The 22,421-nt window shown below is 52.6% G+C and carries 18 protein-coding genes and 1 pseudogene; 4 read left to right on the forward strand and 15 right to left on the reverse strand.

From position 1 onward, the window contains the following. Positions 1–57: 57 nt before the first annotated feature. From B7988_RS03950 to thiL, 3 genes are all read right to left on the reverse strand, one after another. Entirely contained in the window at positions 58–2,559 is a 2,502-nt protein-coding gene (locus B7988_RS03950; RefSeq protein WP_088656904.1) for a UvrD-helicase domain-containing protein, read from the reverse strand. 92 nt (positions 2,560–2,651) lie between these two features. Then, positions 2,652–4,586 (reverse strand): GspE/PulE family protein, encoded by a 1,935-nt coding sequence (locus B7988_RS03955; protein WP_233247879.1) that lies wholly within the window; start codon positions 4,584–4,586, stop codon positions 2,652–2,654. Continuing rightward, positions 4,583–5,578 carry a thiamine-phosphate kinase gene (gene thiL, locus B7988_RS03960; protein WP_088656905.1) on the reverse strand — a complete coding sequence of 332 codons (996 nt, stop codon included), beginning with the start codon at positions 5,576–5,578 and terminating at the stop codon, positions 4,583–4,585. The genes B7988_RS03955 and thiL overlap by 4 nt, the downstream gene beginning before the upstream one ends. A 281-nt stretch (positions 5,579–5,859) precedes the next feature. Here thiL and B7988_RS03965 point away from each other — a divergent pair, with 281 nt between their 5' ends. Further along, positions 5,860–6,282: a hypothetical protein gene (locus tag B7988_RS03965; protein ID WP_072797422.1), complete on the forward strand. Its 423-nt coding sequence runs from the start codon at positions 5,860–5,862 to the stop codon at positions 6,280–6,282. 98 nt (positions 6,283–6,380) lie between these two features. Beyond that, positions 6,381–7,358 carry a hypothetical protein gene (locus B7988_RS03970; RefSeq protein ID WP_088656906.1) on the forward strand — a complete coding sequence of 326 codons (978 nt, stop codon included), beginning with the start codon at positions 6,381–6,383 and terminating at the stop codon, positions 7,356–7,358. Positions 7,359–7,377: 19 nt separating this feature from the next. Here B7988_RS03970 and B7988_RS03975 read toward each other — a convergent pair whose 3' ends face one another. The 3 genes from B7988_RS03975 to efp form a co-directional block, all read right to left on the reverse strand. Next, the gene (locus B7988_RS03975; protein WP_088656907.1) at positions 7,378–8,958 is read right to left on the reverse strand and encodes a carbohydrate-binding protein; all 1,581 of its coding nucleotides are present in this window, start codon (positions 8,956–8,958) and stop codon (positions 7,378–7,380) included. Positions 8,959–9,100: 142 nt separating this feature from the next. After that, positions 9,101–10,162: a fibrobacter succinogenes major paralogous domain-containing protein gene (locus B7988_RS03980; protein ID WP_088656908.1), complete on the reverse strand. Its 1,062-nt coding sequence runs from the start codon at positions 10,160–10,162 to the stop codon at positions 9,101–9,103. 206 nt (positions 10,163–10,368) lie between these two features. After that, positions 10,369–10,953: an elongation factor P gene (efp, locus tag B7988_RS03985; RefSeq protein WP_073054959.1), complete on the reverse strand. Its 585-nt coding sequence runs from the start codon at positions 10,951–10,953 to the stop codon at positions 10,369–10,371. A gap of 41 nt (positions 10,954–10,994) precedes the next feature. Between efp and B7988_RS03990 the strand changes: the two genes are divergently transcribed. After that, positions 10,995–11,969: a KamA family radical SAM protein gene (locus tag B7988_RS03990; RefSeq protein WP_088656909.1), complete on the forward strand. Its 975-nt coding sequence runs from the start codon at positions 10,995–10,997 to the stop codon at positions 11,967–11,969. 49 nt (positions 11,970–12,018) lie between these two features. Here B7988_RS03990 and B7988_RS03995 read toward each other — a convergent pair whose 3' ends face one another. The 7 genes and pseudogenes from B7988_RS03995 to rpsT form a co-directional block, all read right to left on the reverse strand. Continuing rightward, positions 12,019–13,362 (reverse strand): BamA/TamA family outer membrane protein, encoded by a 1,344-nt coding sequence (locus B7988_RS03995; RefSeq protein WP_170930528.1) that lies wholly within the window; start codon positions 13,360–13,362, stop codon positions 12,019–12,021. Positions 13,363–13,445: 83 nt separating this feature from the next. Beyond that, entirely contained in the window at positions 13,446–16,280 is a 2,835-nt protein-coding gene (locus tag B7988_RS04000; RefSeq protein ID WP_249268834.1) for a hypothetical protein, read from the reverse strand. Positions 16,281–16,339: 59 nt separating this feature from the next. Next, positions 16,340–16,801 carry a hypothetical protein gene (locus B7988_RS04005; protein WP_249268835.1) on the reverse strand — a complete coding sequence of 154 codons (462 nt, stop codon included), beginning with the start codon at positions 16,799–16,801 and terminating at the stop codon, positions 16,340–16,342. A 22-nt stretch (positions 16,802–16,823) separates the two neighbouring features. Next, positions 16,824–17,243: a roadblock/LC7 domain-containing protein gene (locus B7988_RS04010; RefSeq protein WP_073322465.1), complete on the reverse strand. Its 420-nt coding sequence runs from the start codon at positions 17,241–17,243 to the stop codon at positions 16,824–16,826. A gap of 395 nt (positions 17,244–17,638) precedes the next feature. Then, positions 17,639–18,226 (reverse strand): annotated as a pseudogene (locus tag B7988_RS15430) (GTPase domain-containing protein); the annotation flags it as partial. Between the two features lie 96 nt (positions 18,227–18,322). Further along, entirely contained in the window at positions 18,323–19,114 is a 792-nt protein-coding gene (locus tag B7988_RS04020; RefSeq protein ID WP_249268836.1) for a mechanosensitive ion channel family protein, read from the reverse strand. Positions 19,115–19,254: 140 nt separating this feature from the next. After that, a complete protein-coding gene (gene rpsT, locus B7988_RS04025; protein WP_073054952.1) occupies positions 19,255–19,515 on the reverse strand; it encodes a 30S ribosomal protein S20 in 261 nt (86 codons plus the stop codon). A 102-nt stretch (positions 19,516–19,617) separates the two neighbouring features. Between rpsT and B7988_RS04030 the strand changes: the two genes are divergently transcribed. Next, positions 19,618–20,757, forward strand: coding sequence for a DegT/DnrJ/EryC1/StrS family aminotransferase (locus B7988_RS04030; protein WP_088656913.1), 1,140 nt, complete (start codon positions 19,618–19,620; stop codon positions 20,755–20,757). 15 nt (positions 20,758–20,772) lie between these two features. On the opposite strand, the gene B7988_RS04035 is transcribed toward B7988_RS04030, so the two are convergent. Next, complete coding sequence (locus B7988_RS04035; protein ID WP_088656914.1) at positions 20,773–22,056, reverse strand: pyridoxal phosphate-dependent aminotransferase; 1,284 nt, start codon at positions 22,054–22,056, stop codon at positions 20,773–20,775. Continuing rightward, positions 22,056–22,415, reverse strand: a complete 360-nt coding sequence (locus B7988_RS04040) for a hypothetical protein (RefSeq protein WP_088656915.1) — start codon at positions 22,413–22,415, stop codon at positions 22,056–22,058. Before B7988_RS04040 ends, B7988_RS04035 begins: the two co-directional genes overlap by 1 nt. Between the last annotated feature and the right edge of the window lie 6 nt (positions 22,416–22,421).

Raw genomic sequence — 22,421 nt, forward strand, 5'->3', positions numbered from 1 at the left:
AGTTCGGAATTATAATTTTCAGCTTAAAAATCCGAATTCTGAATTCCGCATTCCGAGTTAACCGACTATTTGCAGCGCCGCATACTTCAAAATAATCGTACGGACCGTCGGGTCGCTACCGAAACGCACATCTACACGGGCATTGTCGCCAGAACCATAGCACTTGACAATCGTGCCCACACCGTACTTCATGTGGCGCACGCGTACGCCCGGATGGTACGGATTCTCGCTGTATTCGTCGTAGACCACGCGCGGGCCCGAAGGTTCGGCCGGCTTGACAGGAGCCGCGACCTTCACCGGATTACGGTAAACGATATGCTTGTCATTTTTCTTGACAGAATTCGGAATCGCCGAGGAGCGGTTATAACCGTAAGAGCCAAAATTACTCGGGCGAGACGAAGCTCCACCGTAACCACCGCCAAAGCTTCCGGACGGTCTACGCGGATAAGACGGAATGTTCGGACGCGGCGGGCGCGAAAATCCCGACGAGCCGCCCGCGAAATCCTGATTGAAATCGCTTGCGCCAAAGCCGAAATCGGTGCAAGGCGTAAAGTCGACTACCGACGGATCCAGTTCCTTAAGAAAACGGGACGGCGCAAACGGGCGAATGTTACCCTGGAAGAATCGGCGTTCCGCATGATACAGGTACAATTTCTTTTCGGCGCGAGTGCAGCCCACGTAGAACAGGCGGCGTTCTTCTTCCATCTGCTCGTTCATCTCGGCGCCAGACAGAGTAGAAGACGCACGAATCAGCGGGAAAATTTCTTCGTCGCAGCCGGCGATGTGCACGGTGTTGAATTCCAGGCCCTTCGCCATGTGAATCGTCATGAGCGTCACCTGGCCCTTGGAATTGTCCACCTTCTTGTCGGCATCGGTGAGTAGCGAAATATCCTGCAAGAATGCGTCGAGTGTGGCCCCCGGATGTTCTTCGTCGAATTCACGGATGGCGTTCACCATTTCGTCCAAGTTACCGATGCGTTCGTCGGCGGTAAGTTCGTCTTCTTTGCGCAGGAATTCCTTGTAACCCACGTCATTGATGATTTTTTCGGCCAAAATCGGGAGCGGAGTTTCGCCTGCGGCAAGCAAAGATTTCCAGCCCTGCACCAAGTCCGTAAAGCCCTTAAGCTTGATTGCCGAGCGGCTTCCGCTGTTGACTTCGGCAAGCAAGTTATCCCAGAAGGAGCCTTCGCCTTGGCGTTCTCTTTCCAAGATGTTTTCGACAGTCGTCTTTCCAATGGCGCGAGGCGGCGTATTGATGACGCGCAGGTAGGCGGCATCGTCACGCTCGTTAGCGAGCAGGCGCAAGTATGCAAGTACGTCCTTGATTTCTTTGCGGTCCCAGAATCGCATGCCGCCAAAAATGACCGACGGTATACGGCGGTCATTCAGCGCCTTTTCCAAGGCGCGGGACTGCGCGTTGGTGCGGTAGAACACGGCCGTTTTGGCATAAAAATCCTCGCCCGCTTTTGCAATCGTGTCTGCAATGGTAGACGCTTCGGAGCGGTCGTCCATAAAGTGGCGCACGTGAATCAAGTCGCCCGCATCTTCTTTAGAGAACACGTTCTTCTGCATTTCTTGCGGACGGATGTTGTGCGCAATCACGGAGCCCGCCCCCTTCACGATGTTTGCGGTTGAGCGGTAATTGCGTTCGAGCTTGACAATCGTCACCGGTGCAAAATCGCGGTGGAAGTTGCGGATAATCTTGATGTTCGCGCCGCGCCAGCCGTAAATACTCTGGTCGTCGTCACCCACCACCGTCACGTTCTTATTTTCGTTTATCAGCAATTTTAACAGTTCGTACTGAACGTCGTTCGTATCCTGATATTCGTCCACCACCACATAGCGGAATCGCTGTGCCAACTGGCTTGCCAAATTCGGAATCTTCTGCAGCATGTAAACCGTGTTGAACAACAAGTCGTCAAAGTCCATGGCGTTCGATTCTTTAAGGCGTTTCTGGTATTCGGCGTAAATCTTTGCACGCAGCTCTTCGTCTGGGAAGTTTGCCAATTCCTGCGCCACATCGGGAGTCTGCAGCTGAGCGACCTTTCCACGGTACAAAATCGTGTTCTTGTACTTCGAAATCGCGCCATGCATTTTCTTAACTTCGGAGGGTTCAAAATTGTCGCCCACCTGCTCCTTCATGATTTCTTTCAGGAGGCGTTTCTGGTCGTCGTCATCGTAAATCGAGAAATTGCCGTCGTACCACGTGCCGCCCAAGGCATCAAGCACGGACTGCTTAGAAAGACAAAGCTTCAAAAGGCGCAAGCACACGGAATGGAACGTTCCCATCCAGGCAAAGTTCATGTTGCTGTCGAGTAACTTCTGGATACGCGACTTCATTTCGCGCGCAGCCTTGTTCGTAAAAGTCACCGCCAAAATGCGGTCCGGTTCCACGCGATACTGCGAAACGAGGTGAGCAATCTTATAGGTAATGCAACGCGTCTTTCCCGAACCGGCACCCGCCAAAATCAGCATCGGGCCATCAATCTTTTTAGCCGCCGCGGCCTGTTCCGGGTTCAGTTCTTTATCTAAAACAGCATTATCTACAATATTCGCCATGGGGGTCCCTTTTAATACACATATGTGCAATATAGAAAAAAAGAAAGACTCTCGAAGAGAGTCTTCCTTTAAATTTGAATCAGGGGCTTCGACTAGTCATCCGACGTAGAGGCGCCAATAGCCTGTTCGAGCGTCGTGTGTCCATCAAGTGCCTTCTGGATACCGTCCATACGCAAGGTAATCATGCCGCATTCCTGCATGGCGGCGCGTTTGATAACGTCGCCCGAAGAACGCTTGATAATCAGGTTACGCACGGTTTCGTTCGGCACCAGGAATTCGTAAATACCGCAACGCCCCTTGTAGCCCGAACCATCGCACTTGTCGCAACCCTTACCATGGTAGAACTGCATGTCGGGACTCAAGTGGAATTCGTCGCGCATGGCCTGCGAAATTTCGACAGGTTCCTTACAATACTTACAAATGCGGCGCACAAGACGTTGTGCAAGCACGCCCTTAATAGCGGTAGACACAAGGAACGGTTCCAGACCCATTTCGAGCAAACGCGGGAATGCACCGGCAGCATCGTTGGTATGGAGCGTACTGAAGACCAAGTGACCAGTCAAAGCTGCTTCGATAGCCATGGACGAAGTTTCTTGGTCACGCATTTCACCGATCATAATCACATCCGGGTCCTGACGCAAGAGGGCGCGAATGCCCGCCGCAAAGGTAAAGCCAGCGGCGTTGTTGATCTGTCCTTGGTTCACACCATCAATATTCAATTCCACCGGGTCTTCCATCGTAGAGATGTTGATGGTGGAATCCAAAATTTCTCGAATAGAAGCGTAAAGCGTGGTAGACTTACCGGAACCGGTAGGACCGGTCACCAGCACAATACCGTTAGGAGCATTAATCGCATCGATAAACTGCTTGAGTACGCGCGGGTCAAAGCCCATGTCCTTCAAGGGGAACTGACCCGAGTTCGGGTCCAAGATACGCATAACAATCTTTTCGCAAACGCCGCGCTTACGGAGCGATATCGGGAAGGAGCTCACACGAAGGTCCACCTCGGAGCCCTTGTAACGCACCGTGAAACGACCGTCCAAGGGTTTACGCTTTTCAGCGATGTCCATCTTGGAAAGAAGCTTGATACGGGAAAGAATCTGAGGCATCAAGCGGGCAGGAATGGGAGACATGACCTGCAGGTCGCCGTCAATACGGTAGCGGAGCTTGAGGAATGTCTCCTGGGGTTCCAGGTGAATATCGGATGCGTGACGGGCGATGGCTTCGTGAATCAGCGTGGTCACGATTCGCACCACCTGGCGGCCTTCTTCGTCGGTCAGTTCCGGTTCGTCATTACCGCCCTGACCGCGTTCCACGGTTTCAAGTTCTTCACCGTCCTTAGATTCACTGATAAGTTCGGCGAGAGACTCTTCGGTAGGACCATGACCTGCAAACACGCGTTCAATGGCCTTCATCACGTCCGCTTCGGAGGCCATCACGATGTCCACGTCCATACGGACCTTGAACTTCACGATGCTAATCGTGCGCATGTTCGTCGGGTCCGTCATGGCAATCGTCATCACAGAGCGGACCTGACGACGATCATCTTCACCCTTCTGCACGAACAGCGGCACCACCTTGTACTGCTTGCACATGTCTTCGGGCAAGAAGGTATAGGCGTTCGGGTCAATATTGAAATTGTCGAGCTTTACATACGGAACTTCGAACTGCCTCGAAAGAATTTCAACAAGGCGTTCCTCGGGCATGTAGCCCAGGTCCACCAATGTACGGCCAAGGCGCTTGCCGGTCGTCTTCTGCGTCTCGAGCGCCTTGTCTAGCTGCTCCTGCGTAATGTACCCTTGAGCGAGGAGCATTTCACCGATACGCATCTTGGTCGAAGACTGCATCTGCGACCCGAGGATGTTCGTTAGCGTTTCTTCGCTCACCATGCCAAGGCGCACCAGAATCTTACTGAGCATAAGCCCGGTACGTTTGTGTTCGGCCATGGCATGAGCCAACTGGTCTTCGTCCAATACGCCTTGACGAAGCAGCAACTGGCCCAAGTTCATCTTATTGCTATTTATCATAAATGCGACCACGCCCGAGGTTGAACGGGCATTTTTTCTCCATTTTTGCAAAGCATGTTGACCGGGTCGCCCGCAGATTTTTCTACGGCAAATCCAATTTCACACACCTCGCCCAATTGGGTATTTGCTTTAAATATACTTTTTGGGCTAGAATTTGCAAACAGCAAGTGATATTCCTCACCCCCATTTAATGCAAAATTTAGGGGATTTTGGCCATATTTTTCGCACAAGCGCGTAACTTCGGGGTCTATCGGGAGTTTATTTTCAATAATTTGCAAATCAACATTGGAAGAAAGAGCCAAGTGGTTCAGTTCCGACGAAAGTCCGTCGCTAATGTCCATGCATGCGCCGCACGCCCCCAAACGCAAAAGTTCAGCCCCGGCAGATTCGCAAATTTTAGGAGCCAAGTGGTATTCCACCAGCGTCGGGAATTCGTCTTTGGCCTCGGGGTGGTTCACCAAAAGCCAAAGGCCAGCACCCGATTTACCGAGCGTTCCGTTTACATACAATGTATCACCGGGCTTTACAGCCGAGCGCAACAGAGGTTTCGAATTTTCATTTTCGAGCGTTCCCAAGAGCGTTGTCGAAAACAGACCCACATCGCCCACCACGGTGTCGCCGCCAATCAAGGTGATTCCACGCTTGGCAAAGCCCTGCGAAAGAGCGGCCTGCACGCGGGTGCGAGTTTCCGGCGACCAATTCTTGTTGATACAAAGCCCAAGCACCGCAAAGCGCGGAATGCCGCCCATGGAATTAATGTCCGACACGTTCGAAACGATATGCTTTTCGACCGCCTGTTCCGGCGTTGACCAATCCAGCCTGAAATGCGTATTTTCGACTGACAAATCCTTGGTCACGAGCCAGCCGTCGAATTGGGCGCAGTCATCGCCCACACCGAGCCAGCCTCTTGTTGCGGGAGGTTCTTTTTTAAAGGCGGCAGCATCTTTTAAAAGGGCCTGAATAAAATTGAATTCACCTAAATTAGGAAACATCTTTTTAAATCATCAAAAAGCTTTTTCTTTAAAATATAATTTTTAATGAGGGAGGGGCTTTTTTACGCTCCCCATCCTAGGCCGACGCTTCCATTTCCTCTCCGCATAAACCACTTTTTTATTCACTATCATCCCCACTTTTTCTATTAAAAAAAATTTCAAAAAAACAGTTTGGCGGTAAGTTGTTGATAAATTGAGTGTTTCTTTTTGACAAAAAATATTTTTTGAAAAAAGCGAAAAAATCTATCCACAATTTGGGAGAATTACCTATCTTTTAGGCCATGGGACACATTTTCTTCATCGCTCCGTCCTCCCCCGGTAGCTTAGACCGCCTCAGTCAATGGACTTTCCGTTGGCTTTTGGAGCACGGCGATTTGGCAGAAGATTCCACCATGTACACTTGCAATTCGATCGAAGACGCAACGAACCTACTGGAATCGGCCCTGATTATCGGACAGTCCCCCGCACTTATCATTCTCGACCACGCAGACCGCCCGCACGAACAGAACCTCAAGTTCAGCAAGCTCTTGCACGACGGCATTCCTGAATCGTGGATTGTGGAATTGGTGCCCGACAACATGCCGCTCCCCCAGTGCGACGAAAATTATTACTGGGTCCGCAAACCCGTGAGTGAAGACGAATGGTACAGCACGCTCGAACAGGTGTTGCTCAAGAGCGGATCGCCCCAATGGGCTAATAACTAGTGCCTGCGGCACAGTTGGTAGAGCTTAGTTGGTAGAACTTAGACATTTTCTAAGTTCTAAGCTCTAAGTTCTAAATTCTAAATACTACATTACCCATTATGATTAAAGGCGTAAGTTATTTTGGCGTGCGTTCGCCTAAGCATGTTCTTGCCGATATGCAAGACATCAAGGCGGCGGGTTTTAACGCGGTGCTCCACACCTGGAGCGAAGAAGACCAGCAATACTACTACGGCACCATGAAGGATATCGTGGACCAGTCCGCAGACCTCGGTCTGACAGTCTACGTGAACCCATGGGGCGTGGGCCGCGTGTTTGGCGGTGAAGCGTATTCGGAACTGACTGCACGCAACCACGACTTATGCCAGGTGGCGCTCGACGGCAAGCCCAAGGTGGCCGCCTGCCCGAACCATCCGGAGTTCCGCGCCTACATGCACAAGTGGATTGAAAGCGTATGCGCCACGAAAGTGAGCACGATTTTCTGGGACGAGCCGCATTTTTACTTTGAGAAGGGCGGGCTTAGCAACTGGAGCTGCCGCTGCCCGCATTGTCGCGAGAAGTTCCGCGCCCAGTTCGGCTACGAGATGCCCGCCGAACTCACCGACGACGTGAAGAAATTCCGCGAGGATTCGCTCATTGACTTTTTGAGGGAAATGACCGAGGACGTTCATGCCCGCGGCAAGCGCAACTGCGTTTGCATGCTGCCGCCGTGGTTCCCCGCAGGTCTTGACGACTGGGGCCGCGTTGCAGGCCTTGAAAGCGTAGACGAAGTCGCATCTGACCCGTATTGGGAAAAGGGTGCCACCGAAGAATGGGTCCGCGAAAAATACGCCGAGACTGCTCGCAAGCTGACCGAAGCCGCCGCCAAGTACGGCAAGGCCGTGCAGATGTGGATCAAGGCGTACCAGATCGAGGCCGGCCGCGAAAACGACCTAGCCATCGCCGTCGAGGAAAGCCGCAAAGCAGGTATCGACAACATCTTCGCGTGGAGCTACCGCGGCACAGAAACGCTCAGCTGGCTAAAAAGCGACAACCCGGACGAAGTCGCCCGGGTGTTCAGGAAATCGCTCAGTCTCTAACGGAACGCGCGAACGCTAATTACTTCATCACGCGTATCGTCGTGGAGCCTGCGCGGGATTTTGCGATGAACGTGCCGCCAGTTTTCACGAGGGCTTTCGCGCTGGCACGGAGTTCCTGCAATCCAGAGGCTCGCACCTTTCCCAAATAGTTGCCGTTCATGTCGAAGATGCGGTAGCTTTCGGTTCCGGCCGCATGCGATAGCGCGGGCTTTACAAAGGCTGTGCATTCATCAACGCAAACGACTTCATCCTCTCCGAACACAAAGTAATCCACGTCCATCCAGGAACCGGTTACCGTAAAGCGCAATATGTGTTCGCCCGCAGGGAGGTTCACCGTCGCCCGCACCTTGTTGTAGTCGTCGTAGTTGTCCTCGCCTTCGTTTTTCGGGACAGAGATTACGTCCGTGATGTTCTTGCCGTCAAGCGACATCTGGAAGTCCGAAGTCTCGTTTGCGGATGCGACCGACGCATAGAAGGAATATTCGCCCGCTTCCTTCACGTTCACGGTGTATTCGAGCCATTCGCCTTCCTGGTTGTAGCCCACGATGTAGCCCGTCGCCTTCTTGTAAATGTCGACGCCCGTCCCTTCGCGGTAATTGCTACCGCCATGGTCTTCGGAATCGTTTTCCTTGTAGGAGTCATTGCCCGAGCCGACACCCGGAATGTCGAAGTCTTCCGCCTCAATTTTGCCCGGAATTTCAAACGCCTTACCCTTGAAAGGCTTTTGCGGTTCGGGAACCACCGGAGCGCGGTTTATTGCCTTGAGCATCTGCTCCGCATAGCGCTTGCCGAACGTCACGTAGGCATCGTGACCGAAGTGGTAGCGGTCCACGCCATTGCCGCCAAGGCCCTCGGACGACGCGTAGTAAGTGTTGTCCATCGTATTCGGGAGTTTCGACACGCGGTCGGAATAGCAGCAGCCCGAACGCAGGAGCTCGCCCGCCACGAACGGCACCGTGTCGGAACTCATATTGAGCGCCTTCAGAATATCGTCGCGGGTCTTCTTCACGATTTTCGGCCAGTCCGGGTAGCCGCCGTCGGTTTCGCCCTGATGGAAGATGAATCCCTTGATGACGCCCACCTGCTGCGCCTTCTTCGCGATATCGATAATCGTCTTCGTCACATTGCCATCGCTGGCGTATTCTTTCGCGTAATTCTGGAGCCAGCTTTCGGCGCCCGCGAGGTAACTTGCATACTGATCTTGATCAAAGAGCTTGATGCTAGCGCCGCCCACCGCAACCGGGATAATCCCGATGGTCACGTCAGGCATGCTGTCGGCCATCGTGCGCCCGAACCAGTCGGCAATCGAAATCGTGTTGCCGCAGTTGAAGAGCGAGGGTACCGCCGGATAAACCTCACCCAACGTGTTGCGCCCCTTACCCGAGCACTTTTGCGTCGCAAAAATCTTGAACCGCGAATTTTCGACCTTATCGGCGCTCTGGGCATCGGCAGTGCCGCCCATGTTGGACTGGCCGTATGCGATGTAAATGTGGAAATTCGGGTCCGGAGCGGCATTCGCCAGAATTGCTCCGAACGACAACAAGCCCGCAGCAAAACATGCTGCCGGCACGAAACCTGAGAATTTATTTAAAAATCTCATGACATCCCTTCTTTTTCAAACATCCTTCTTAAAGATATCTTGAAAAAAACACAAAAGGCGCCCCCGGCGCCCTTATTCCATAGACAGATTGTCAATGCGACTTCGTCGCAGTAGGAAGTAGACAGTAGATGTTAGGAAGGGGTTAGGGATTGTCCTTTAGACAACGAACTGAATACCCGATGTCCTTGAGGACGTCGTGCAGGTTCGCACTCTCGCGCCCGTAGCTCAAGAGCATGCCGTAGGCGTAGTCTCTATTGAGCTCAGTGGCACTCCAGTAGTAGGCGTAGCCAACGCCGTTGAAGCTGCCAACGTAGTACCTGTAGCCGACAGGCAGTGCGGAAAAGCCCACGCCATCCGTACCATTGCCATTGTTGTACCAGCCCGTCTGCGACTTAAGAATCTTACCAGCAGTCGAGCTTCCGCCCACTTCGGCAAACAGGGAATCCCATTCTGTGTTAGTCGGCAGGTGCCAGCCTTCCGGGCAAATGCCCTGCACCTTTGCCGGGAGCATACAGGTTCTGTTATAACCGCAGTCCACACCGTTGCCACCATCATACAAAGCAACCGAGTCAATCGCCGCCGCCCAGGTGTAAAGGCGACCGGCCACGGCACAGTTTTCAGCCTTGTTGTTATAGCACCAGCTGCGTTTCAACAAGCTCGGAGTCTTCGTACTGTCGGCGTAATTCAGGTTTTCAGCCATCCATGTCTGGTCACAAATTTTCACCGTCTTGTACACCTTCTTGTCGCGACTGTCGGTCATGGTGCCGTAGGTTATATCAGGGTTCAGGCGACATTCTTTAGGAACATCCCAGCTCCAGCCGTCAGCTCCCTCCAAGAGCGCAGAACAATTCTGTTCAACTGAAGAGGAAGAACTCATGACTGAGGAAGAGGATTTCGCCGAGTCAATGCTACTGCTGGATTCTATCGATCCTTCGGAACTCCAGGATGACGATGAAAGAACACTACTTGAAGAAGCAGTCTCGACACTGCTACTAGATTCATTCTTGACGCTGGAAGAGAAATTTACCGTGGCGACGCTACTACTAGATTCCTCCCCACAGAGGATAACTCCACTAGCGCAACAAGTTGCGCAGTCTCGTATATCGCTGTCGTTCGGGGTAACGGGGGAAGAACTGCTGTCGTCATCGCAAGCTACAAGCTGAGTCAGAAAAATAGACAAAGCCAAAATGTTAAAAATCTTCATACGTCAAATTTAAATTATAAAAACAGGAATCACGTTAGTGATTCCGAATCAGTGTGGCTCCATTAGGGGTCTTAGGGGGCAGAGCCCCTTAGGAGAGAGGGTAGCGGAAAACGCCAAGGGCGGTTGCAGCGAGGGGGACTCTTCCCCCTACATACAAAGAAAGCTCCCAGCCGGAGCCAGGAGCATTTCTGAAATCTTTTTAAAGATTACTTAGCTCTTTCGAGGTAAGAACCGTCGCGGGTGTCCACGCGGATCTTGGTGTTGTTCTCGATGAAGAGCGGAATCATCACCTTGGCGCCGGTTTCAACGGTGCATTCACGCATCACGTTACCGCTGGTGTTGCCCTGGACTGCCGGAGGAGCGTCGATGATCATGAGGTCAACGAAGGTAGGCGGAATCACTTCGATCGGAAGCGTAGCGCCGGACTTCGGGTCCTTCCACCAAGTGACTTCGACAGTAGCGCCGTCGAGGAGCCAAACTTCGCAGCCATTGAGAGCTTCCTTGGAGATTTCTTCAGTTTCCTGAGTTTCGTTGTTCAAGAAATACCAAGTAGAACCGTCATTGTAGAGGTAGGTCATTTCGGTGAAGGTCACGTCGGCTTCTTCAACCGTATCGCCACTCTTCCAAGTGCGTTCGAGGGTGCGGCCGGTCACCAAGTTCTTGATGCGAACGCGGTTAAAGGCCTGACCCTTACCCGGCTTCACAAACTGGTTTTCGATGATTTCGTACGGCTGACCATCAACCATGATTTTAAGTTTCTTGCGGAATTCGTTGGTGCTTACAGTACCCATATTATCCTCTTGTTGATTTTGATTCTAAATTTAGCAATATAATGGAAAGCCCCGTTACCGTTTTTACGCAAATCCCTGACTTTTTGGACTATTTGGGATCCGATTTGGCGACAGTCATTGCCAAAACGACCGCACTTGCCGACCTTGACCTGAACCCGAAGTTTCCGTTCCTTTGTTCTAGGCATTACGCCGACCTGATCAAGAAGGCTGGCGACCCTGCCGCCCTGTTGCGCGAAATTTTGCCCACCAAGGACGAACTCAAGAAGGTCGAAGGCTTTGTAGACGACCCCGTAGGCGATTTACCGGCCGGAAAATCCGACTGTGTGATCCAGAAATACGACCAACGAGCCCTGATTGTCTCGACCGCCACCTGCGGTGCCCGTTGCCGTTTCTGTTTCCGCAAGAACTACCCTTTCCAAAACACACCCGACGTTGCACGCCAGGTGGGCCACTGGCTCGATACCCACACCGATGTGTGGGAAGTGATTCTTTCGGGCGGTGACCCGCTGACCCTTGGTCCCGGCACCTTCCGCGAACTGATTGAAGCGATTGCGACGCACCCCTCGGTCACCACGCTCCGCATCCACACGAGACTCCCCGTGATGCGCCCGGACCTGGTGATGCAGCATTTTGAACTGCTGCGCGAACTGCCGGCCAGGTTTAGCTGCGTGCTGGTGTCGCATGTAGACCACGCCGACGAACTGGACGAGGAATCTGCAACTGTTTTTGCACAATTGCGCTTTAGCGGTTGGACGCTTCTGAACCAGAGCGTACTCCTGCGGGGAATCAGCGATGAAGCCATCAAGCTCACCGCCTTGTGCCGCAAACTTTTCGAGCAGGGAGTGCTCCCCTACTACCTGCACCAGCTGGACCACGCAAACGGGGTCGCCCATTTTGAAGTGAGCGATGAAGAAGCCCGCAAGCTGATTGCAGAAATCCGCACCAAGCTGCCCGGCTATCTGGTGCCGAAACTCGTACGAGAAATCGCCGGCGAGAAGAGTAAAACTCCTATTTAGCAATGAGCTCGTGCCAGAGGCGATCGACCTCGCTGCTCATAGCTCACACCTAAAATAAAGTTTTTAGTCCGAATCCTATTATGCCGTCAAGGTAATTCTCGCCGTTGCGTAGCGCGTAATACAGGTTCACGCTCCAGTTGCCGCGGTACTGCGTAAAGGCCACGCCGTAATCATGTTCGCGCTTCCAGCCATGTTCCGGCGCAAATGCGCGGTAAAGTCCCGGCTGGTAGAAAGCCTCGATGCTCAAGTCGTAGCCATCTTGCCATAGAATCGCGAATTCGGAATACCCGTAGGCGCGGCTCCGCATAAAGCGTACGTCCATGCCCTTGAAGCTATCCATGCCGCCCAGCGCGAAATAATCGAAGCGGTCCAAGTCCGCATCGGTCGGGAATATTCCGCCGGCAGCCCCGCTAAAGCGAGTTATCCAGTTGCCATAAATCGGCAAGTACCGCGAGAATTTGGCTGACGCCTTCAGGTAATTGTCCAAGGAATCCGGGCGGTCCATATTCCAAACAATCGAGCCGTTGAATCGCGTACCCGAGCGCGGCAATACAAATCGGTCAAGCGACACATAAGAGAGTTCAAAGGTCGATGTTTTTCGGTTGCTACCGATGCCGAGGAACACGCCCAAGGTAAAGTCAAAGCCGATGTCGCGGGAAATTCCGATTTCGCCGTAGGCATCGCGTTCCGAAGAATCTTCGTCGAAATAGCCACGGGCAAACACGTTCCATTCAGAACCGAAAATCCACGGTTCCTTGTACGAACCTTCTAGCCTGCGGGCATTATCTGCAGTATAGCCTTCTAGAGTCAAGTCGCGGGCTGTTCCGCGAATGTTATAGAGAGCCACATTCACGTTGCCTTCCCACTCGTCGGTTTCGCTGGAATACGTGAGTAACGCATATGCCTCGGAAACGGCAGCCGCCTGCATGTGGTACACCGGGATTATGCGGTTGCGCACCGGGTCACGGAAGATTTGAGCCGGAGCCGTACGGTTGTAATAGCCCAAGCTCGCAAGCTTCATGTCGGAGCGTTCCAATTCCAGCGGTGACACGAGTTTTCCCGGTTCGATTTTCGTTTGCCGGCGGAACACCTCGATGTCGCTACCCGAGGAATCCATGTTCTCGGGATCTGCCCACACCCAAGGAATGCCGCGGTCCAATTGAACGGTCAGCACGCCGGCCGAATCCAGTTCGCCCGAAAGTTTTGCCGACAAGAATCCCCGATTTTCATAATAGCTTACGATGCGGTCTCGCGTCAGCGGCCAACTTTCGCAGGATTTGCCCACCAGCGCCTGCACTTGGGATTCTTCGTACAATTCGCGCTCGCCCACCCACTGCACCGCCGTAATGCGGCACCCTTCCGAAGCAGAAGATGCAACAACAACGAAAAGCATTGTTGCAATAAAAAGGAAGCACTTCACCATACAGATGCTATGCACACAAAACAAATTCCGAACTCTGAATTCCGAATTACGCATTAGAAGTACGCCCTCGCTTCAGTGCTAAGCTTCTGGAAGATATTCTCTTCGGCGTCGCCAAACCGCAAAATGTAACTGCAACCCATCGTCAAGAAATCATTCAAATCCACAGAGAGCGAAAATTCAAAACGATACGTACGGCCATCGCTGTAGCCATCCATCACCTGGTACGGGATTATGTCGCCATGGCTTTTGACTTGCACCACCGAGAAGTTCGCATAAGAATTCACCTTTTTCTGGCGATTGTAACCGACACGCAAGGCGCCTTCCCAAAGGTCGGCATCAAACAGGCCTTCTTCGCGACCAGAGCCATCGCCCCCTTCGCCAGTGCGGTAACGCCCGAGCGGTTGCACAAAGAATCCCTGCAAAAAGTCAAAGCGGTAGCGCAGCGTTCCGTCGTAAATATCCCAGTTCCATTCCTGCATGGCCGAAAGTTCGTTTTCTTGAATCAGGAGCGTGCCGCCCACAAAATGATCCAGATTGATGCGGTAGCCCGCTTCGAATTCATGCGAGTAAGAGGTCTCGTAATACGAAATCGAAGAAAGTTTTTTATCGAATGTGGCGCCCGGCTTGTACGTAAGCGAAACGCCCGAAGGATGTTGCCAGTCCACCAAGCCCTCCACCGCCATACGGCCCGATGTCATGCGGTGCAGTTGCGAAGTCGTGACCGGCGGGAAGTATATTTTTTTGCCCGTAGTATCGCTCCCTTCGCCCTCATACGAACCGCCGAAAGTCACATCGCGCAAGAATCCGTCGCGCACGCCAAAGACAAGCCCCGGATTAAAACGAAGTTCAATATTGAATGCAGCATCTGACGAAAGAACGGCGCCCACGGAATCGTTGCGGCCCATGCCTTCGTACACAAAGTCGCCGTTATCCACTCCTTCAATGTAACTGGATGTCAAGCTGTCATAGCGCACATCGCCCGTACCCGGCGCAACCGCCTTGTAGACGGCTGTATAAATCTGTTCTTCGGTCAAGCCCAATTTATACGCCACATTGCCCTGCCAGCCCAGTTCTTCGCCACCAAAGCGAGAATTCAAATTGGCAAGCCAGCTATTTTCGCTTTCCGAAGAATCAGTGCGCATGCGTTCGTATTGCAGCAAGTGCACCAAGGTAAAGTAGCGGCTATTGTAATTTGCCTCTTGCACCCAGGTGGCAGCCCACAAGGAATCAGCCCATTCATCGCCATAGGTATCGCCACGGCGCTTGGCCATTCGCCCGCCTACGCTTTCACGTATCTCGCCGCGGTCAAAATAAATTCCTAAGCCGCTCGAAGACTTGCCGTAAACCACCTCGTCTTCCACTTCGTCCAAATTGATTTTCGTAAAACGCAAGTCGCCGGCACCAAACGGGCGAACCATTCCCTGCAAGAATTCGGCATTCGCCGTTCCTTGATAGCGTTCCATTTCGCGTTCTTGCAAACTCGCCACACGAATCAAAGCGAGTTCTCCCAAGGCATTCCGGTTGCGGTGCTGCACGCCTAACTGCACACGCGAAGAATTCCAGTCTTCTCCGGCATTACGGCGGTAACCCCACTGCGCAGACCCGTACCATTCTTTTGCAAACCGCGCACGCATCGTGAATTCATCGTGCAACAAGTCGTCATCCAGGAAAGCAGAATCACTATACGCCAAGTCCCAGCTATCGCGCAGGCCGTAAAGGTTCCAGTCCAAATCAGCCCCCGGATGTTTCAGAATATCAAAGCCCTGATGCACGCGGTTTCCGTACACCGACATCGCAATCGGGAAATGCACCAGGTCGCGGGTAGAATCACTCGATACATACCAACGGAAGGCTTTGCCCTCGCTTCCGCCAACATGCTTTGATACGATGTTTGTGTCAGTGCGGTTCATCGCCATTTCAAAGTCGGCATAGAACTGTCTATTCTGTTGCACACGAATGCGGGCGTTCATGCGTTCCGTCCTGTCGGGCCTGTTCAAAGGGGGCAACGTATCATCACGCACAAAATCGTCACCGCGGTCTGCCTTAAGCATTGCATAATCTTCATCGGTCCACACGCCGCGCTTTAAGCGGTCTACATCGTTTTCGAGTCTAAAGCCCGACACATCCAAATACAGGTTCGGGTGTCTGTAGTTTGCCGCAGCGCCCTTGAGCATGTAGATATTGTCATTTTCGTAAGCGTCGTACTCCACGCGGATTTCGTCATCGAAACTCGGCAACACCGAGCCCTTGAAATCGAGCATGCCGCCCGCGTAATTCACCAGGTAATCCTTACCGCGCGTGAGTTTAACGCCATTCAGCCACACGGTTTCGGACTGCGGCACCACCGCAACAAAACTGCCGGAGCCGTCCAGCGAATAGCCCAATTGTTGGCCACTTACACCGTTAAACGTCCGCATAAAATGTTTCACTTCGTCAGTACCGATAACGCCACGCACCTGCGTGTATCCGCCACCAAAGTCGCCGCGCACTCCACCCATGGCGCCAAGAGACGCTCGAGAAATTCCGGTGAAACCCATCGAAGAATCCACCCAGGTCAAATCGCCCAAGTGCAAAAAGTAATGCGGTGATTCCACGCGAAAATAAATCTGGTCCACCTCGCGGAGAGTCGCCGTCGTCTGGTCGCCCGCGCGACGCCCCACATCAGAAAGCAAAGCGTCAATATACACACTGTCGGTCAAGCGCCCCGTAATCGAAAGGCGCAATTCCTGATCCACTTGCGTACCGCCATCGCCAACAGTCACTTGGACCATTTTGTAGCCGTGCGTTTCAAGGGAATCCTTGCGGGCCGAAGTATCCGCATTTTGAGCATAAGAATTTCCGCGGACAAGTAAGGCCGGATCCCATACCGGCAAAGAATCCGTATCCATACCCCATGCGAGTACAGAAAACAGAAAGAGTCCCAACCAGAACTGCCGGGACATGGGGCTTACCTTTCGTTAGGTTCTACGATAAACTGGCGGGTTGCAAGCAGCTTGCGCCCGGCCACCAGGTCCACACTCCACTCGCCCGGTTTCAAAAGATTCGGAACAATGGTCGTGAGACATACATCCTGCGACATATCACAGGCAAGCTTTTGCACCGTATCGGCTCCGTTAAACCAAATATGCATTAGGGAGTCGTCCCCGAGTTGCAACGCCGACGAGACCGTGGAGTAGTAGTAAAGACGCATGCCCTCTTCGAACACGCTATCGACACCGAACGGAGAGCCATTCACAATATGGCTACAGACAACGCTTTGCGCCATGGAAAGTTCCGTATCGGCAGAATTCCAAATGGTTTCGGCGCCGTGCAAGGCAACCACAATTCGGTGAATCAAAAATCCAAGAAAGACCACCATCACGACAATCGTCGTTTTCCGCAAATTGCGAAGCGGAGGAAGTTTTGTCACAAGGCAGTCCTAGATCAAAAGTTTAACGAACCAGGCGGCTTGTATTCTGCGTAAAGGCAGGAACAGCATCGACCAGTTTTTCGACCAACAGGCGGTTAAAGTCTTCGATACGGTTCGGAAGCTTGGAACCCGGGAAAATCTGCACCAACAAGAGCGCCTGGTCTACAGGAGCAATGTAAATGGAACGGGATTCACCGCTGAAAGAAACAGCCTGGAAGTTTTCGCCACCGAGCATCATGCCCACCTGGCGGGCAGAGTCGAAAGACGCCGTGCTAAGCACGGCAAGCGGAGTTGCATCGATTCCCAAAGAACCGACTTCTGCAATAATGGATCCGTCACGATGGCAAAGAACAATATATTCAGCTTTGACGCTCGCCTGGTATGCAGTCATTAAACGCTGGACCTTGGCGGCATCATCGGAATAAATGGTAAAATCGCTCATTATGCACCCTCGTTAAATTACTTCTTCTTAGGTACGTACGGACGCAATTCAATTTCGTCATCGGCATCGGCAGCGGGCTTAGCGACATCGCGACCGAAGGTCGGCATACGAGGTACTGCAGTTGCTGCACGCGGGCGACCGAACGGCGACGACGTAGCCCCCTTTTGGAACAGACCGGCGCCGGCAGTCGAAGGCTGGGCAGGAGCTGCAGAAGGCGGTCTTGCCGCAAACGAAGGCATGCGGAACGGGGATGCCGGCTGTGCAGGGGCGGCAGGCTGGGCAGCATGCGGAGCCGGAGCAGCGGGCTGAGTTGCCTGGACCGAAACACCTTCCTTGGTGAGCGACACATCGTGAACGCCGGTATTACCGACATTGGCAGCCGCCTGACGGAGGAATCCCTGCTTGACGTTAAACTTTTCAATCACGAGCATGGCAATCGTCTTAAGCGTCGTCACGACACCCTTACCATTGTGGGCGGTAGCCGGGAAGAAAGGCACATTGCGCGGATTAAGTTCGGCATTCAGTTCATCGAGGGTGAACACGTTGTCCATATCGCGCTTGTTGTACTGAAGCACAAAAGGCATATCGTCCAGATCCATGCCATAGTCTTGCAAGTTCTGGCGCAGGTTCTGCAAACTTTCCAGGTTTTCGGCCTGACGGGACCTCTGGGAGTCCGCCACAAAAACAATGCCGTCTACACCACGAAGCACAAGCTTACGGGTACTATTATAATAGACCTGACCAGGAACAGTATAAAGCTGGAACCTTGTTTTGAACCCCTTGATATCCCCCAAGTTCAGCGGCAAAAAGTCAAAAAAGAGCGTACGGTCACCTTCAGTCGCGAGGGACACCATGTCGGTACGCTTGTCCTGAGGCATCTTCTGGTGGATCACCTGCAAATTGGTGGTCTTACCGCTAAGGCCCGGTCCGTAGTAAACGACTTTACAACTAATTTCTCGTGTAGCAAAGTTTATCGAAGACATTACACATCCTTGATATATCTACTTCAAATCTAATAAAAAAAATAATTTCGTAGACCACAAAATATGCTTTTTTAGCATTCTAATCAGGAATATCGGTCAAACAGGACCTTGGGGGCGATCCACGAAATGGACGACGCGCTGCGGAAACGGAATTGTAATTTTTTCTTCAACAAAGCGTTTCTTGATTTCAGCAGTATATTTCCAGCGCAAGTTGAAGTAGTCCTGGGTTCGGGTCCAGGCCCTGAAAGTCACGTTCACGGCGCTGTCTTCGAGGCCCGAAACAAAGAACTGGGGTTCAGGCTTGCGCATAAACAGGGGCTCGCCCGCCACCACGTCGCGCATGATATCGAGCGCCTTTTCCGGAGAATCTCCATAGTCGATTCCCACCGTAATTTCGAGCCTTCGGAGCGGATTCTTGCTAAAGTTCACGATCGGCTGTCCCCACAAGGAGGTATTCGGTGCTGAAACATAAAGTCCATCCAAAGTACGGAGCGTGGTATTAAAGAGGCCGATTCCCACGATGTTGCCCTTGATATTACCGCATTCGATGTAATCGCCGGCTTTAAACGGGCGCAAAAACAGCAGCAACAGACCCGAGGCTATGTTTGCCAGGGCATCTTTCAAGGCGAGACCCACCGCCAAGCTCGCCGCACCTACAAGAGCAACAATGCCTGCGGTATTCACGCCTAGCACATGCAGCACTAACAACAAAGTAACAATGTAGATGCAGTACGAAAATAGCGAATAGACCAGCGGTTTTGCCGAAGAATCGAGCCCCCGGTTTTCTGCATGGTTTATGACATGCTTCAAGAAAATCAAAAGAAGACGGGCCGCCACCAGGAGCAGCAACGCAATAAACAAGCGCTGAATCACGGAATGATCGAACACTCCGCCAAAACGAGTTTCTAGAAAAAGCCTAATCGAATCTATCATTATAGACAAATATAGAAAATTGAATATACACGAACAGCCGACACACATAGTGTATCGGCTTATTCAAATTCGCACTAAATCGACTTAACGATTAATTAGGCGAGACCGTTAATGACCTTAGCGGCCTTGGCCTTGTAGTTAGCGACGCGGTTAGCGCAGAAACCGGCACGACCCTTGGCAGCAGCCTTGTCGAGCATGCTGAACAGAGCCGGCATGGCCTTGAGGGCTTCTTCCTTAGAAGTTGCGCTACGGACAGCCTTGAGGGCGGTGCGGATAGCGGAACGGGTAGAACGGTTCATGGCATTGGCCTTTTCGGCCTGAAGCAGACGCTTTTTGCAAGATTTGTGTTGAGGCACCTTATTATCTCCGGGTGAAAACCTACTTAAAAATGTTGGTTCAAAGTTAGTAAATATTGGAAATTTTTCAAGGGGTGGGCAAAAATTTATATCTTTGGGCGCATGATTTCCTTTGTAAATTTAACTGCACAACGCGAAAAATATCGTTTTGAACTCGAAAAAGCCGAACGAGAGGTGTTGGACAGCGGTTGTTACATAGGAGGCCCCCAGGTACAGGCTCTCGAAAAGGAACTTTCGGAGTATCTGGGCGGAAAAATCCACACGATAACCTGCGCAAGCGGCACAGACGCCCTCACGATCGCCCTGATGGCCATGGATTTACGCCCTGGCGACGAGGTGATCGTCCCCGATTTTACCTTTATCGCCCCTGCAGAATGCGTCGCCCTTCTCGGCGGGACCCCCCAATTTGCCGACATTGACCAGGAAACGCTGCAAATTGCCCCCGAAAGCGTAAAAGAACTGATTGGGCCGCATACCAAGGGAATTATTGCGGTGAACCTATTCGGCCAGTGCGCCCCGTTCAAGGATCTGCGCGAAATCGCCACCGAACACAAGCTCTGGATTATCGAGGACTCTGCCCAGGCATTCGGTGCCCGCACCAACCAAATGGCATGCACATTCGGAGATATTGCCATCACCAGTTTTTACCCGAGTAAGCCCTTGGGCTGTTACGGTGACGGCGGCGCCCTATTTACCGAAAACGAAGAATTCGCCCAAAAAATCCGCATAATCGCAAACCACGGGAGCGCCGGGCGTTACCGGCACGAAATCATCGGCATGAACAGCCGACTTGACGCACTGCAAGCGGCGGTCCTTAGAGTCAAGCTTAGGCACCTCGATGAAGAGCTTGCGGTCAGGCGCCAAAACGCGGCCAAGTACGACGCCTACTTTACCGAATACAACAGCACCGCGGCTGCAAGCGAGAAGATTGTTCCTCAAAAAATCGAAACCGGATGCAAGTGCACCTACGCCCAGTATACAGTTTTGGCCGAGAACCGCGAAAGCTTTATTGAGAAATTGAAGGCCGCAGAAATTCCTTACTGCATCCACTACCCCGCCCCGCTGCAAGAGCAACCTTGCTTTAATATTCCCGTCACCTTATGCGGAATGATAACGACAGAAGAATGGTCCGCAAACCGGACGACCGGAGCAAAATGGGCCTCGGAGCACGCCATCAGCTTACCCGTTTGCGCTTTCACCAATGTAGATGAAATTATCGAAAAGCTAAAGGCTCACCTGTAGCTTTAAAATCTACTATTACAATTCTTTCATTCGCTGCACCGCATCCTTGAAAATCGCGGGCTCTTGCAGCAAACTGATGACCACCCAGCCGTCTTCGTCGAAATCGAAGAAGAATCCGGGCTGCACCAGCACATGCTTTTCGCGGAGCAAACGGAGCGTGAGTTCCTCGTCGTCTTCGCCGAGGCGGACCACTGCATACCAGCCGCCGAGAACCTCGGGGCAGTACTTTGCAGGGAATGCTTCGCGGAGCGTCTGCCAGTTGGCAAGCAAGCGTTCCTTGACGCGGGCTTCGTAGGCGGCGGCCTTAGGCAACAGCGCCGTGCCGAGAGCCTGCGCCGGAGCGGACACGCTCAGGTAGGCGTCTTCTACAAATTCAAGCGCCGCGCGGATTTCTTCAAAGCGTTCGCGGGGCGCGTAAAAAGCCATCCAGCCGAGCTTGAGCTGCGGAGAACCCACTGCCTTGCTTAAGCCGTTCAGCCAGAAGATAGGGCACTTGGGTCCGTCTTCCGGGAGGTTGATGAAGTCGCCGCCACCGGCATCCCATAGATTATTTGATTTTTCCTCAATGGATTGCTTCCCCCCTTCGGGGGTCGCAATGACGTATTGCCAAGTACGCTTTACTTTATCCGTAAGCGCATAATCGCCGAAGACTTCGTCCACCACGAGAATCATGTCGTTTTCTTCGCAAAAGCGGACCGCCGCATTCCATTCTTCGCGAGAAACGCAATGCCCCGTCGGATTATGCGGCGAAACCAGCAGCAAGATTTTCGCTTTCTCCGGAGCCGCCAACAAGCTGTCGGAATCGAGAACGAATCTAAACGCCGCGCCCTCTCGTCTCTCGTCTGTAGCGAGTTTACGAGCGTTCTCTCGTCTAAGTTGCAGAAAATAGGGCGCACATTCCAAATGTTCGAGCTGTGCAAGCGTATCGAGCAGCGGGTAGCCCGGCATCGGCGTCAAAATCACGTCGCCCGGGTCGCAGAATGTCTTGAACAAAACAGAATATGCTTCGCTGGTGCTCGCCGTAAGGATAATTTGACCAGCCGTAAAATTGCCCCCGCGTTCGCGGTAATACTCCACCACCGCTTCGCGGGCCGACTTCCACCCCGCCGCATCCGGATTCCAGCAACCGAAATCCTTGCGAGCCTCCTCCACCGCATCATTCAAATCAATCGGCAGCCCCGCCTTCACAGGCGAAGAAACCGTCATGTCAATAAACGGCGCTGACTCAGCCTTCGCACGCTCCAATTCGGCAAAGAACGGCGATGGCGAAAGATCTTTAGGCAAGCGGGAAGAAAGCATTATTTTCTATGTCTGTGGAAAATGCCGGCGAGCACCACTGCGATAAAAATGCCCGCGGGAAGCACCACTGCAATCGTAAGGAGAATCAGCTTTTGAAAATCAGAGAGCCCCTTGAGAGAGGCCTTAAATTCCTTGAGTTTCGCTTTCAGGCCGGGTTTTGCGGTTCCCTCGGCACCTTCAACGACAGCGCCTTCGGCCGAAGCTTCAGCCTGGTCTTCTAAACCGGCAAAGGCTTCCATTTTCGGGAGCATGGCCATCAGCTTGGACACCGATTCCTTCACAGGCCCGACATACTGGCTCGCTTTTTCGCGAACCTTGTCGTAGCGTTTCTTGAATGGGCGTTTGAGTTGTTCAAGCATCGGTCA

The organism is Fibrobacter sp. UWB1 (assembly GCF_002210325.1).
GTDB lineage: Bacteria > Fibrobacterota > Fibrobacteria > Fibrobacterales > Fibrobacteraceae > Fibrobacter.

What these genes read in the sequence shown, in the direction of transcription:
- B7988_RS03950 (WP_088656904.1), bottom strand. Translation starts at nt 2,559, where the DNA reads ATGGCGAATATTGTAGATAATGCTGTTTTAGATAAAGAACTGAACCCG.
- B7988_RS03955 (WP_233247879.1), bottom strand. Translation starts at nt 4,586, where the DNA reads ATGATAAATAGCAATAAGATGAACTTGGGCCAGTTGCTGCTTCGTCAA.
- thiL (WP_088656905.1), bottom strand. Translation starts at nt 5,578, where the DNA reads ATGTTTCCTAATTTAGGTGAATTCAATTTTATTCAGGCCCTTTTAAAA.
- B7988_RS03965 (WP_072797422.1), top strand. Translation starts at nt 5,860, where the DNA reads ATGGGACACATTTTCTTCATCGCTCCGTCCTCCCCCGGTAGCTTAGAC.
- B7988_RS03970 (WP_088656906.1), top strand. Translation starts at nt 6,381, where the DNA reads ATGATTAAAGGCGTAAGTTATTTTGGCGTGCGTTCGCCTAAGCATGTT.
- B7988_RS03975 (WP_088656907.1), bottom strand. Translation starts at nt 8,958, where the DNA reads ATGAGATTTTTAAATAAATTCTCAGGTTTCGTGCCGGCAGCATGTTTT.
- B7988_RS03980 (WP_088656908.1), bottom strand. Translation starts at nt 10,162, where the DNA reads ATGAAGATTTTTAACATTTTGGCTTTGTCTATTTTTCTGACTCAGCTT.
- efp (WP_073054959.1), bottom strand. Translation starts at nt 10,953, where the DNA reads ATGGGTACTGTAAGCACCAACGAATTCCGCAAGAAACTTAAAATCATG.
- B7988_RS03990 (WP_088656909.1), top strand. Translation starts at nt 10,995, where the DNA reads ATGGAAAGCCCCGTTACCGTTTTTACGCAAATCCCTGACTTTTTGGAC.
- B7988_RS03995 (WP_170930528.1), bottom strand. Translation starts at nt 13,362, where the DNA reads ATGCTTTTCGTTGTTGTTGCATCTTCTGCTTCGGAAGGGTGCCGCATT.
- B7988_RS04000 (WP_249268834.1), bottom strand. Translation starts at nt 16,280, where the DNA reads ATGGATACGGATTCTTTGCCGGTATGGGATCCGGCCTTACTTGTCCGC.
- B7988_RS04010 (WP_073322465.1), bottom strand. Translation starts at nt 17,243, where the DNA reads ATGAGCGATTTTACCATTTATTCCGATGATGCCGCCAAGGTCCAGCGT.
- B7988_RS04030 (WP_088656913.1), top strand. Translation starts at nt 19,618, where the DNA reads ATGATTTCCTTTGTAAATTTAACTGCACAACGCGAAAAATATCGTTTT.
- B7988_RS04035 (WP_088656914.1), bottom strand. Translation starts at nt 22,056, where the DNA reads ATGCTTTCTTCCCGCTTGCCTAAAGATCTTTCGCCATCGCCGTTCTTT.
- B7988_RS04040 (WP_088656915.1), bottom strand. Translation starts at nt 22,415, where the DNA reads ATGCTTGAACAACTCAAACGCCCATTCAAGAAACGCTACGACAAGGTT.